This window comes from Neobacillus sp. SRL179, assembly GCF_984799095.1.
The window spans coordinates 2,348,883-2,361,267 of sequence record NZ_OZ481792.1; the positions used below are offsets into that span (position 1 = coordinate 2,348,883).

Annotated in this window: 13 protein-coding genes and 1 pseudogene; 13 read left to right on the forward strand and 1 reads right to left on the reverse strand. The window is 36.6% G+C overall.

Going from position 1 to position 12,385, the window contains the following annotated elements:
- The first annotated feature begins 33 nt into the window (after positions 1–33).
- A complete protein-coding gene (fdhD, locus tag AC4E8C_RS11630; RefSeq protein WP_490212257.1) occupies positions 34–846 on the forward strand; it encodes a formate dehydrogenase accessory sulfurtransferase FdhD in 813 nt (270 codons plus the stop codon).
- A gap of 1,037 nt (positions 847–1,883) precedes the next feature.
- Here fdhD and AC4E8C_RS11635 read toward each other — a convergent pair.
- A complete protein-coding gene (locus AC4E8C_RS11635) occupies positions 1,884–2,681 on the reverse strand; it encodes an HAD family hydrolase (RefSeq protein ID WP_490212258.1) in 798 nt (265 codons plus the stop codon).
- Between the two features lie 403 nt (positions 2,682–3,084).
- Here AC4E8C_RS11635 and AC4E8C_RS11640 point away from each other — a divergent pair, with 403 nt between their 5' ends.
- The 12 genes and pseudogenes from AC4E8C_RS11640 (at position 3,085) to AC4E8C_RS11695 (ending at position 12,332) form a co-directional block, all read left to right on the forward strand.
- Complete coding sequence (locus AC4E8C_RS11640) at positions 3,085–3,243, forward strand: YuzK family famiily protein (RefSeq protein ID WP_490212259.1); 159 nt, start codon at positions 3,085–3,087, stop codon at positions 3,241–3,243.
- Between the two features lie 105 nt (positions 3,244–3,348).
- Positions 3,349–3,549, forward strand: coding sequence for a hypothetical protein (locus tag AC4E8C_RS11645; RefSeq protein ID WP_490212260.1), 201 nt, complete (start codon positions 3,349–3,351; stop codon positions 3,547–3,549).
- A gap of 160 nt (positions 3,550–3,709) precedes the next feature.
- A pseudogene (locus tag AC4E8C_RS11650) lies at positions 3,710–4,051 on the forward strand (DegV family protein); the annotation flags it as partial.
- 464 nt (positions 4,052–4,515) lie between these two features.
- On the forward strand, positions 4,516–4,833 hold the full coding sequence (locus AC4E8C_RS11655; protein ID WP_490212261.1) for a DUF3870 domain-containing protein: 318 nt from the start codon (positions 4,516–4,518) through the stop codon (positions 4,831–4,833).
- 475 nt (positions 4,834–5,308) lie between these two features.
- Positions 5,309–5,980 (forward strand): CoA transferase subunit A, encoded by a 672-nt coding sequence (locus AC4E8C_RS11660; RefSeq protein ID WP_490212262.1) that lies wholly within the window; start codon positions 5,309–5,311, stop codon positions 5,978–5,980.
- 44 nt (positions 5,981–6,024) lie between these two features.
- Entirely contained in the window at positions 6,025–6,684 is a 660-nt protein-coding gene (locus AC4E8C_RS11665; protein ID WP_490212263.1) for a 3-oxoacid CoA-transferase subunit B, read from the forward strand.
- A 25-nt stretch (positions 6,685–6,709) separates the two neighbouring features.
- A complete protein-coding gene (locus AC4E8C_RS11670; RefSeq protein ID WP_490212264.1) occupies positions 6,710–7,897 on the forward strand; it encodes a thiolase family protein in 1,188 nt (395 codons plus the stop codon).
- A 22-nt stretch (positions 7,898–7,919) separates the two neighbouring features.
- Positions 7,920–8,666, forward strand: coding sequence for an enoyl-CoA hydratase/isomerase family protein (locus AC4E8C_RS11675; RefSeq protein WP_490212265.1), 747 nt, complete (start codon positions 7,920–7,922; stop codon positions 8,664–8,666).
- A complete protein-coding gene (locus AC4E8C_RS11680; protein ID WP_490212266.1) occupies positions 8,666–9,430 on the forward strand; it encodes an enoyl-CoA hydratase/isomerase family protein in 765 nt (254 codons plus the stop codon). Before AC4E8C_RS11675 ends, AC4E8C_RS11680 begins: the two co-directional genes overlap by 1 nt.
- Before the next feature lie 17 nt (positions 9,431–9,447).
- The gene (locus AC4E8C_RS11685) at positions 9,448–10,635 is read left to right on the forward strand and encodes a CaiB/BaiF CoA transferase family protein (protein ID WP_490212267.1); all 1,188 of its coding nucleotides are present in this window, start codon (positions 9,448–9,450) and stop codon (positions 10,633–10,635) included.
- A 12-nt stretch (positions 10,636–10,647) separates the two neighbouring features.
- On the forward strand, positions 10,648–11,415 hold the full coding sequence (locus AC4E8C_RS11690) for an enoyl-CoA hydratase/isomerase family protein (protein WP_490212268.1): 768 nt from the start codon (positions 10,648–10,650) through the stop codon (positions 11,413–11,415).
- Positions 11,412–12,332 carry a hydroxymethylglutaryl-CoA lyase gene (locus AC4E8C_RS11695; protein WP_490212269.1) on the forward strand — a complete coding sequence of 307 codons (921 nt, stop codon included), beginning with the start codon at positions 11,412–11,414 and terminating at the stop codon, positions 12,330–12,332. The genes AC4E8C_RS11690 and AC4E8C_RS11695 overlap by 4 nt, the downstream gene beginning before the upstream one ends.
- Positions 12,333–12,385: the final 53 nt, after the last annotated feature.

Genomic DNA, 12,385 nt, shown 5'->3' on the forward strand with positions numbered 1-12,385 from the left:
TTGGGTTAAATTACGCAGAAAGGAGGGAAGACGATGTTACATGAAATCACGACTTGTCAGCACATTGTTAAATTTACTGGGGATTCCTTTATCGAGCAAGAGGATGACATCGCTGTGGAATTGGCATTAACAATTATTCTGGACGGTGAAGAGTTTGCCACCATCGTTTGTTCGCCATCTGAGATCCAAGAATTGGTAGTAGGCTTCTTAGCATCAGAAGGAATCATACGGGTGTTTGAAGATATCAAATCCATTCAGGTGGATGAAGGGAAGGGGTTTGCGTATGTGGACCTCGTCAATAAATCCTCTGTCCAAAAAGAGTTCCATTCCAAGAGATTTATTGGTTCTTGCTGCGGAAAAGGGCGTCAATTTTATTTTTATAATGACATGAAGACAGCTAAAACGATACGCACAAAGTTAACGATTACACCAAATCAATGCCACGTTTTAATGAGTAAGCTGCAGGAAAGTTCCGCTTACTTTCAGAAAACAGGTGGTGTCCATAATGCTGCCTTATGTACAAAGGACGGGATCGTTATAATGAGGACTGATATTGGGAGGCATAATGCGCTTGATAAGATTTTCGGCTACTGTCTGATCCATCGAATACCATTAAAGGATAAAATCATTGCGTTTAGCGGAAGGATCTCCTCAGAAGTCCTCCTCAAAGCTGCCAAGATTGGCGTAGCCATTATCCTATCAAAATCTGCACCCACAAATCTCGCCATCGATTTAGCCGAGGATCTTGGCATTACTGCTATTGGTTTCATTAGAGGAAGAGGCTTCAATGTCTATACCCATCAGGACCGGATTCAAGGACTGGACAAAACCGTCCTTCATAATTAGAAGATTTTTTGTGGTTTAATAGGAACAATGCCAGATCTTTTTCAACTGAAAAGACTACTCCAAATAAAAAGTAATGGCTCACTCTAGAGCAAGAGAAATAAAAAATGGCAGGTGTGAATCTAAGTAGTTCAGTTTTAAGGTAGAAAAACTAAATTATAACTGTATTTAATAGTCCAATTCCCAATAGAATTGGACTATTCATTTTTGTTGATATATCAAGGTTTGTATGGAATTATATCTAAACAAGTCATAAAAATGGTATGTAAATTAGTATATAGACAATAGTTATTGGCCATATGTTATTTGATGCGAAAAACGTAATGCTAATTACATCAGTCCTGTCCGAAGTCGAGGCATCTTCAGACAGCAGATGGCAAAATTACTTCAGTGCTTTCCGAAGTGAGGTATCCTCAGACAGCAGATGACAAAATGACTTTAGTTCTATCCGAAGTCAAGTCATCTTCGGACAGCAGATGGCAGAATTACATCAGTCTTGTCCGAAGTCGATGTATCTTCAGACAGCAGATGGCAAAATTACTTCAATCCTGTCCGAAGTCGATGTATCTTCAGACAGCAGATGGTAAAATTACATCAGTCCTGTCCGAAGTCGAGGCTTCTTCAGACAGCAGATTGCAGAATTACATCAGTCCTGTCCGAAGTCGAGGCATCTTCAGACAGCAAATGGCAAAATTACTTCAGTGCTGTCTGAAGTCGAGGTATCTTTAGACAGCAGATTGCAGAATTACATCAGTGCTGTCCGAAGTCGAGTTATCTTCAGACAGCAGATGGCAAAATTACTTCAGTTTCTGTCCGAAGTCAAGAAATCTTCTTATAAATAAGGTTTCCGACACGCAATAAAAAAAGCGCTCGGTTTTCCAAGCGTTTTGTGCTAATTCACTTGCTAATTTTCGTACAAAAGCATTGTTAATCAGGTTGATAGTTCTGTTGTGCTTTTTTATTTTCTACTCGATAACTGAACTACTTAGGTGCTTATCATACCTGCCAACTTTTTATTAGAAAAGTCATTATAAAAAACTCTATATCGCATAGGATTGGTATGGTTTAAGAAGGTAACGTTCGATAAACTCCGCTAATCCATCATTTTCGTGATGTCCTGTAACAAAATCTGCTGCTGCTTTAACCTCTTCGCTAGCGTTCCCCATTGCCACACCAGTACCGACACGACGTAGCATCTCTATATCATTGGGTCCGTCTCCAATGGCTACCACTTCATTTGAACTAAAGCGATATTCGGTAAGTAAGCTTTTTATAGCAGACCACTTGGAAACATTAGGAGCAACCAACTCAAACCCGTCATTCCAATCGATGACTTCTGCCTCCATTTTAAACAAAGCGGATAATTCTGAACTTGGTGCACCTATGCGAACACTATATTTCAAAACATCTTGATATTTGGCCTGTCTTAAATCGCCAATATACCGGGGCGGAATTTGGCCAACCTTTGTCCAATAATCGATTTCTTCATTTGTTTCCTTACAAAAAAGTCCATTTGCGGTATGAATGATAACATTACAAGGATTTTCAGCGGTTAGACGGTGGAATCGTTCTTCGTTCACTCGGACGGTAATCATTTGTTTAGCTCTTCCTGTCTCTGCATCGTGAATAGCGGCACCATTCAAACAGATCATCGGAGTGGTTAAACCAATTTCTTTATGGTAGGGAGCGGTTACTTCAAAGTGTCGACCTGTTGCAAGAAAAACCTTCACTCCCTGATTCATGAGCTTGTAAATGGCTTCCATATTTCGGCGGGAAATGTAGTTTGAGGCTGTTAACAGTGTACCATCCATATCAATAAATATTGCACGCACATTCATTTATATTGCCTCCTCATCCGTTGCTAAACCCACTTTATCATCTGAAGATTAAATCCCGGTAAACTCATTGTAGAGATATGGTAAAGTTTTAATAAAATTTAAAATAATATAAAAATCCTAAATTTATTAAAGTACTTTCATAAGTACCTTTAAGTACTCTATGGGGTGCTATATGGAAGGATATGGCTAAAATCGTAAGTAATTAAATTGATAAATGAACCACTTTGGATGACATCCCATTATACAGCGAAATACACCGCTTTACCGACTTTGTTTGATTTAGATTTCAATGATAAGATAAAAACCACGTAAAAGAACATTTCAATTTTGTGAAAATAACTGAAAGGAATGATTTGTTATCAATGATTTACAATTAAGTTATACCTGTGAAATGGAAAAGGCGATGCGTAGTGCTCATGGTGTAGGTTATGAAGAGTACAGAAAAGATCATTCAGTGAGAATGGCAGTCGAAAAACGCCGTAAAAGAGATTATAATAAATGTCGCAGAATGGTGGCCGAATTGGACCAACTTGTTCATTATAATAACCGATTAAAAGCATAAGTAAAAAGAGAAACAAATTTCTAATGAATTAAAACAGGAATAGAGGAAAATAGTAGGGGGAAGTTATATAGATGTGAGTTTGTGATCATAAAAGGAGGAAAAATTATGGTACCTGACAACTCTAACCCCCAAAAACAAGAAAATTCATTAAAGGCTGATGGGGTCACCCAACCTTTAATGTCAACAGGGACAACCGAACCAAGTTTTGATTGGGTTCCAAATCCAACAGATTCCAGTGACAAACCGAAAATCGGAAATACGGTAATAGGGGAAAAAGAAAGTAATGGCAGGAATACTGTTAAGTAATCCCCCCTTAGGAAAGGACACTATACAAAAAGTGTCCTTTTTTTTAAAAGGCCATTATTTTTAATATTAATTTTTGAATATGTATAGCCTATCCACCTTTTACTGTATAGTAGAGAAGAATACGGAAAATACGCTTTTTATTTAGAATTGGGGGATATAGATGAGAAAAATTATTTTGTCTACAGAGAGTGGTGCGGATTTACCAGATGACCTAGCTGATAAATATAATGTCCAAGTGGTCCCCATGCATGTGATTATGGATGGGCAGGATTACTTAGATGGTTCGTTACCTGTAACGGAGATTTATGACTATTACGAGCGGACAAAAAAAATACCCTCTACATCGTCTACAAATTCCCATGAATATCTCGAGTTTTTCAAGAAGATAAAAAATAATTTTCCAGATTGTATCATCATACATATTGGTTATACGTCAAAGGCATCTTCTTCCTTCCAAAATGCAATAATCGCATCAGAAGAATTGGAAGATATTTTGACTATTAAGTTATAGTGAAATAGTTCTTCGTCACAACTGTTCGAACAAACTACCAGTAGAATTTTAGAAAATTATCCTTTTTAATTGATCAGTTTTACCCCCGCAAATTGAGTTATATCAACATTTATAGGGATTATTGTTCATGGAAAATAGTTACTGTAATAAAGACTACAAATATATTAGATATTTGTAATTAATGAGTGCTATTTTGTCGGAGTAACAGCAGACAGAATGAACCTATAAAAGAAGTAGTAAATTTCAAATTGGATTTGTGAATTATTAACTGTTTTCTTAATTCAGTTATTTAATAACTCAACTCAAGAAACAAACTGTGGTAAATAGGCCTTGAAATAGCAGTTGATTGTTATAGAAGAGATACAAGTTATCCAAGTAAATGGCTTTATGAATTCTTTATATCTTTAGAATTGTGTGATAATATAGTTTTAAAAATTATAAAATGGGGTATGATAATGGATGATTTTAAGACAATTTTAGTAACTGGATATGCGAAGGCTCCTCAAGGTTCTTCTATGTATGAGGTATATAAACATGCTGGAATTGTATTAGAAATAAACAAGGAAACTCATGTTATACAAAATGCGGATTTTAACTTTATTGCTGAATTAACAAAAGACTTTTTTAAGAGATTGATAATTGGATATGATTTATCACAAGGAATTAACCCTTTGATAGAGAGAATCAAGAAGTATCATGTTGCACCATCACAGCAAGCAGTTATCGTAGCTTTACAAGCTGCAATACAGAGGTATTGGGACTATTCCAAATAAAAATATTTTCTGAAAATCAATAGAGATCGGTAAAGTTCTTTTTATAATGTATTAACATACTAAGAGATTTAGCAATCTAAAATAATTAACATTCGTATAATCAATATTTCTATTATTAAGTATTCCCTCAATTCTTTAGATGAATTAAGCATCAAGGTATATTTGATCATTCTTTTTTTATAACTGCTCTAAAATAAAGTTTACAATTAAAAACTTTAGTTTTTAATTTACAAAAATGAAAAGAGGGATTGATTTTTAAAATAAAATGTTGTAGGCTATAAATACAAAGAATTTAAAGAATATTTAAAATATATTATTAATAAAATAAGCGATGGTTTTGTTGCGATAAGAAGACAACCTCTTCTTGTATAAACAATCAAACCTGGTATTTATAAAAAACTTCTGACGAATGTTGGAAGTGATTTTATAAAGACTAGGTTTGATTTTTTTATTGACTTTTTTAAGGAGGATTTCAATGACTAAGATAGTTGAAGTATTGGAAGCAATCTCACTTATTAAAAATGGTGACGTACTGATGGTTGGTGGGTTTGGATTATCAGGGGCCCCCCTAACGTTAATAGATCAATTAGCACAATCCAATGCAACAGCTTTAACAATCATTAGTAATAATTTAGGCGAACCAGGTAAGGGATTAGGAAAACTTGTACTGCAAAGACGAATTAAAAAGGCTATAGGCTCTTTTTTTACATCAAATATTGATGTGGTAAAAGCAAATCAAGCTGGAGAATTTGAAGTGGAACTCCTGCCTCAAGGGACTTTATCGGAAGCCATTCGAGCAGGAGGGGCTGGAATTGGAGCCTTTTACGTCCCAGCCGGTGTAGATACTAAGTTAAGTACCGGGATGGAACAGCGTGTCATCAAAGGAAGGAAATATTTATACCAAGAATCATTAAAGGCAGATGTATCCCTGATAAAAGCAAATAAAGCAGATAAACTTGGAAATCTGATTTATCGGAAATCAGCTCGAAATTTTAATCCTATTATGGCGACCGCCGGTAATATCGTTATTGCTGAAGTAGACGAAATTGTAGAGGTTGGAGAATTATCGCCAGAGGAAATTATAACACCGTCTTTGTATGTTGATTATTTGGTTTTAAATTCTAAGTCCAAAATTGCAAGTACCTAATATTAAAACAATAGTGTACTGCAATAAAAAAAGGAGGAGATTAAATGAAGTTAAAGGATCTCATTGCTGCCAGGACTGCACAAGAATTAATGCCCGGGCAGGTAGTTAACCTAGGAATCGGAATACCTACATTAGTAGCTAATTATATAAATCAAGATTTGGCAGTCCAAATTCATTCTGAAAACGGTATTCTTGGTGTTCGTTCAATTGCAAATTCCGAAGAGGCAGATATTGATCTTGTAAATGCCGGTAAAATAGCTGTGACTGTAAATAAAGGTGCTTCCTTTTTTAATAGTGCAGAATCATTCGCAATGATTCGAGGTGGTCATGTAGATGTCGCAGTTATCGGTGCACTTCAAGTTGATGAAAAAGGAAGAGTGGCTAACTGGTGTATACCGGGCAACAATGTATTGGGTGTTGGAGGAGCAATGGATCTAATTGAAGGGGTGAAGAAAACAATCGTTGCTTTTACACACACAACAAAAAATGGAGGACCTAAAATTGTTAGGGAATTACAATACCCAGCAACGTCATATCGATCTATCGACACGATTATAACTGAGCTCTGTAAGTTTGAGGTGCAAAATGAACAATTAATTCTAACAGAGTTAGCACCTAATGTTTCATTAAAAGAGGTAAGAGAAAAAACAGAGGCACATTTTTTAGTGAGTAAAAAAGTTCCTATCGAACAGGGCTTTAACTAAATACATGTAAAAAGGAGAAAATGAAATGGTTGTTATTGTAAATGCACTGAGAACTCCCATTGGAAAGTACAGAGGATCTCTTTCCTCGAAGTCCCCAGAAGAACTGCTTTCTATCGTTATGCAGAATAACTTGGCTGAGTGTGGAAGAGGGGGAGATCTTGTTGATGAAGTGATAATAGGACATACAAAACAAAGTGCACATTCTCCAAATATTGCGAGGGTAGCAGCTTTGAAGGCAAACATGCCCATTGCTACCTCAGCTTATACTGTTCATCGACAATGCGGGTCTGGAATGCAGGCTGTTCATAATGGATATTTATCTATTTTAACTGGCCAAAGCGATGTTGTTCTTGCTGGCGGAGTAGAGAGTATGTCGCAAGCACCTTATTACTTTGTGGGGCATCGAAACGACGTAGCAACTGGAAATTTTACTATGTACGACTCTAATACAGAAAGTCAACCTAAGTCACAACCAGAAGAGGTATTTGGACGGTTTTCAATGGGTGAGACCGCTGAATACTTGGCTGATAAATATAGTATTGGTCGAGAAGAGCAAGATGAGTTTGCGTTTATGAGTCAAATAAAAGCAAGGACTGCAACAGAACGCTTTAGAGATGAAATCGTTCCAATCGATGTTAAAGAGGGGAAATATGATTTCCGACAAATGAGTGTAGACGAACAACCTAGGGAAACATCAATAGAAAAATTAGCAAATCTAAAGCCTGTTTTTAAAGTAAATGGTTCCGTTACAGCTGGAAATTCATCAACGCGTAATGACGGGGCAGCTTCGTTACTGCTTATGAGCGAAGAAAAAGCAGTAACACTCGACCTTAAACCAATGGCAAGGATTATTTCCATTGGGGCATCCGGGGTTGCTCCGATTGAGATGGGGCTAGGACCTGTAAAAGCAACCGCAAAAGCACTTAAACAATGCGGATTAACCCTTAAGGATATGGATATTATCGAATTGAATGAAGCATTTGCAGCACAAAGTCTCGCAGTATTAAAAGAATGGGACAGCAATGGGGAAAACGTAAATGTAAATGGGGGTGCCATTGCATTGGGTCACCCACTTGGATGTTCGGGGGCAAGAATTCTCGTAACATTAGCCCATGAATTAGTTAAGCGAGATGCTAAATATGGTTTGGCCACACTATGTGTTGCCGGAGGCCAAGGAATCACCACAATTATTGAAAAGTATAATGCCGATTGATCAAGGAAGGGGGATAAGTAGTATGGATTCTGTGGTTCTTAACCAAGTGATTGATGAAAACATTCTGCAAGTTACAATAAATCGAAACGAAAAAAGAAACGCAATTAATGTTGAGGTGATTAAAGAGTTAATAAATCTGCTTAAAAAGCATGGGAATGATCCAGAAACTGGGGCAATTATCTTAACCGGAGGAGAAGAATGTTTTTCAGCTGGAAGGGATCGAAAGGATTTACAGGCTACACACAATCTATCGGTTAACGAAAAGAGAATTGAATATCAATTATTGAAGAAATTCTATCAGTCATTCCGAGAATGTAAGGTTCCTATAATTGCAGCAGTCAACGGATATGCGTTAGGACTGGGAGCTGGGATTGTTACATGGTGTGACTTAGCTGTAATGGGGAAAGAAACAAAGTTTGGGTATCCAGAAGCAGCCATGGCAATTCTACCAGGATTAAGCTCTCTAGATCTAAAAAAAGGATTACCAAAAAAAGTTAGTTTTGAATTACTAGCATGTGGTTCTATTATTAGCGCAGAGGAAGCCCATCGACTTTTTTTAGTAAATCAGGTGGTCACAAAAGAAGATGTATTTCCAACGGCAATAGAAATGGCACAGTCCCTAACGCGGAATGGCCCCAAATTTTCACAGTTGATGAAACAGTATCATAACTCACTTTTTGCAGATAGAGATGAATTAGAAATGGAATACTCACTAGAAATGATGTCAATAGGTGGATTAATTTCAAATAAAAAAAGGAGTGTTCAGTAATGTCGGAATCCTACAAAAACATTATTTACCAGACACAAGAGAATATTACAACAATCACTTTAAATCGGCCAGAGAAATTAAATGCGTTAAATACGGAAACAATGTTGGAACTTCGACAGGCTTTATATAAAGCTAAACAAGATAAACAAACACATGCTGTCATATTCAATGGTGCTGGTAGCGCATTTAGTACTGGAGCTGATATTACAGAGTTTAAGGGAGAATCTAATACGGTTGATTCTATTAGAGACAGAGCCTCACTTACAATGGAAGTAAATAGTTTATTTCAGAAAGTAGGAAAGCCGGTTATATCTTCCGTTCATGGATATGTCCTTGCTGGAGGATGTGGATTAGCAATGGCAGCGGATCTTGTGATTGCTTCAGATGATGCTGTCTTTGCCTATCCGGAAATTAAAAGGGGCTTTGTTGCTGCATTAGTTATGACAAACCTTACTAGATTAGTAGGGAGAAGGAATGCATTCGATTTACTTATTACAGGTCGGCGTATCAATGCGGGGGAAGCTTTGGCAATGGGACTTGTTAATCAAGTTGTCCCTAAGGAAAGTTTAGAGGAAACTACCTTTGAGATTGCTAAAACCATAGCCTCACATAGTTCTATAGCAACACAAATGACAAAGGATTTGTTCTATCGGGTTACTGAGTTAAATTTTCATGATGCCTTAGAAACTTCAAAAGAAATGAACGCTTTAATGAGAATGACAGGCGATTTCCAAAAAGGTGTTAATGAATTTATAAATAAATAGATATGGGATGTGTAGAAATGAAGTTTTTAAATGGAATTCGTATTCTAGACTTTTCACGTTATATTGCAGGTCCCTTATGTACGATGTATTTGGCAGAGTTTGGGGCCGATGTTATAAAAATAGAGGACCCCAAAAAAGGAGATGACTCTAGAACCTGGGCACCGTTAAAAGAAAATATAAGTGGATATTTTTCAGCATTTAACCGCAGTAAAAAAAGTTTCACGTTAAATTTAAAAAAAGAAGAATCGAAACTCATTGTAGAAGAGTTAGTCAAAAACAGTGATGTAGTGATATGTAACTTTTCCCCTGGTGTAACAAAAAGACTTGGAATTGATTATGAAACATTAAGTAAGATTAAATCTGATCTTATTTATTGTGATATATCGGGTTTTGGTCAGGATGGACCATATCAAAACAGGAAAGGGTTTGACACCATTTTTCAGGCTATGGGAGGTATGATGGCCTTAACAGGAACTGGGAACGGTGAACCTGTTAAAGCGGGGGTTCCAATAGGCGATTACTCAGGAGCTTTTTTTGCTACAATGTCCATTCTAGCCAGCCTATTCCAACGAGAAAGAACTGGACAGGGAGAATATATTGATTTAGCCCTGTATGATTGTGTAGTAAATTTGCTTCCTTTAGCAATGGCATTTTATCATTTTTCAGGAAAAATGCCTGAACCAAAAGGAACAGAGCATCCAGGTCGAGTCCCTTCTTCAGCTTACTTAACAAAAGACGGCAAGTACGTCCAAATAACCGTAACTGATGCTCAATGGTTTAAGTTCTGCAAAGTAATTGGAATTGATGAAGAAACAGCAAATAATGAAATATTTAAATCCAATGCCCAAAGATTAAAAAACAAAGAGCAAACAATGGATATAATTGGGAAAAAAATTCACAAATATAATCAAAGAGATATTGTCCATAAATGCACAGAAGTTGGAATTCCTTGCGGTCCAGTGAATCGCTTAGAGGATATATTGGTGGATGAACAATTGCAACACCGAGGTGTGCTCGGCAAATTAGAAGACAACAGGATTGGCCATTTAAACTTCATTAATTTCCCAGCCAAATTCAAGTCTAGGGGATATCAAGTGAAAAGTAGACCCCCATTGTTAGGAGAACATTCTGAAATGGTTTTAAGGGATATTCTCCACTTTGATAAGGAAAAAATCAATCAATTAAAAGCACAATCAATTATTTAAGAGGTGATGAATATGCAATACGATACTATTTTAATCGATAAGAAGGGGTCAATAGCAATCGTTAGTTTGAATCGGATTAATCAAAGGAATGCAGTTAATACCAAAATGTTGCAAGAGATAGGCGAAGCTCTTTTATCTTTGGAACAAGATGATAGTGTACGTGTAATCGTTATAAAATCTGCTTGTGAAGGTGTATTTAGTGCGGGTGCCGATATTAAAGAACGAGATGGTATGAGTGAGCAAGATTTGAGAATCCGTCGAAAGCTCGCTCGTGATACGTATGAATTAATACAGAGAATAGAAAAACCTTTAATTTGTGCAGTAAATGGTAAAAACTTTGGTGGTGGATTTGAGATTGCAGCCTCCTGTGATTTTATCATAACATCAGAAAATGCTTCTTTCTGTTTACCTGAAGTAAGTCGGGGTACTCTAGGTGCCACACAAAGGATAACAAGATTAGTCGGAAAGAATATGGCAAAATACTTCCTATTTGCCTCAAAGGTAATTTCAGCCAAGGAAGCATTTCAATTTGGCTTGTCACAGGTTCTTGTCCCAGAAAATCAGTTTGAAGAGACTGTTTCTGAAATATCCAAAAAAATTGCAGGATTTTCTCCTTTATCATTAAGACTAACGAAAAAGTGTATTGATGTTGGGGTTGAATTAGATATGGTATCGGCTTCCCAGTTTGAAATCCAGGCAGTTGAAACTCTTATTGAAAGCAATCAATGGAAACAAAGTGTTGAGGAATTTCTATCAAAAGGGGCAAAGAAAAAGGCATGAATATGAAACTTCCAAAACAAGTTTATTTATGCGAATGCTGGGGCAGGGACGGATTACAGAATCAAACAACATATATATCAACTGAAAACAAAGTTAAAATGCTAGATCTTTTAAGTGAAGTTGGATTTTCTCGTATAGAAGCTACCTCCTTTAGTCATCCCAAATATGTTCCTCAATTCAAAGAAGCTGAGGAAGTATTAAAGAAAATTACCCGAAAAGAGAACCTTATGTATAAAGCAACCTGCGTTAATAAAAAGGCCCTCCAAAGAGCTATTCAGGCAAAGCATGGAGGATATGGACCTGAGCAAGTAAGTTTCGTTATTGCTGCTAGTGAAGGATATAATCAAGTAAATGTTCGTATGTCACAATCAGAATTATTAGATCAAATTGATGAGATGATACTTCTAGCAAGGAAGGAAGAAATTAATGCCCTTGTTAGTGTATCAACTGCATTTGGTTGTCCTATTAATGGTGAAGTAACCGAACAACAAATTATTAGGCTACTCGAGCATTTTGTCAGCCGTGATATCAAAACGATTACTATTGGTGATACAACAGGTTTAGCAAACCCAGCAAAAGTATTTTCGTTATTTACTAGGTTATTAGAAATGTTTCCAAACACTAAATTTGTTGCCCACTTTCACGATACAAAAGGATGGGGGATTGCCAATGCGTTAAAAGCACTTGAAGCAGGAATAACTCATTTTGATGTAAGTCTAGGGGGGATTGGTGGCCCACCTGCTGAAAGAAAAGGGCTAGGGCACAGTGGCAATATTTGCACAGAGGATTTTGCTTTAATGCTGGAAGATATGGGGATCAATACGGGCTTAAATCTTGAAAAACTATTACAAGCTGGAAAGTTTTCAGAAGCATTATTAGGAGCACAACGTTCCCAAATAATTCGCGCAATATCCTAATGAATATTCCGATTTTTTAAAATATATTGACAAATATGGATAATAATAATAAA

Bases quoted from the DNA above. Each gene is read 5' to 3' on its own strand.
- AC4E8C_RS11645 (WP_490212260.1), top strand. From the start codon at position 3,349: ATGGTACCTGACAACTCTAACCCCCAAAAACAAGAAAATTCATTAAAG.
- AC4E8C_RS11680 (WP_490212266.1), top strand. From the start codon at position 8,666: ATGTCGGAATCCTACAAAAACATTATTTACCAGACACAAGAGAATATT.
- AC4E8C_RS11635 (WP_490212258.1), bottom strand. From the start codon at position 2,681: ATGAATGTGCGTGCAATATTTATTGATATGGATGGTACACTGTTAACA.
- AC4E8C_RS11695 (WP_490212269.1), top strand. From the start codon at position 11,412: ATGAATATGAAACTTCCAAAACAAGTTTATTTATGCGAATGCTGGGGC.
- AC4E8C_RS11640 (WP_490212259.1), top strand. From the start codon at position 3,085: ATGCGTAGTGCTCATGGTGTAGGTTATGAAGAGTACAGAAAAGATCAT.
- AC4E8C_RS11690 (WP_490212268.1), top strand. From the start codon at position 10,648: ATGCAATACGATACTATTTTAATCGATAAGAAGGGGTCAATAGCAATC.
- AC4E8C_RS11660 (WP_490212262.1), top strand. From the start codon at position 5,309: ATGACTAAGATAGTTGAAGTATTGGAAGCAATCTCACTTATTAAAAAT.
- AC4E8C_RS11665 (WP_490212263.1), top strand. From the start codon at position 6,025: ATGAAGTTAAAGGATCTCATTGCTGCCAGGACTGCACAAGAATTAATG.
- fdhD (WP_490212257.1), top strand. From the start codon at position 34: ATGTTACATGAAATCACGACTTGTCAGCACATTGTTAAATTTACTGGG.
- AC4E8C_RS11675 (WP_490212265.1), top strand. From the start codon at position 7,920: ATGGATTCTGTGGTTCTTAACCAAGTGATTGATGAAAACATTCTGCAA.
- AC4E8C_RS11685 (WP_490212267.1), top strand. From the start codon at position 9,448: ATGAAGTTTTTAAATGGAATTCGTATTCTAGACTTTTCACGTTATATT.
- AC4E8C_RS11670 (WP_490212264.1), top strand. From the start codon at position 6,710: ATGGTTGTTATTGTAAATGCACTGAGAACTCCCATTGGAAAGTACAGA.
- AC4E8C_RS11655 (WP_490212261.1), top strand. From the start codon at position 4,516: ATGGATGATTTTAAGACAATTTTAGTAACTGGATATGCGAAGGCTCCT.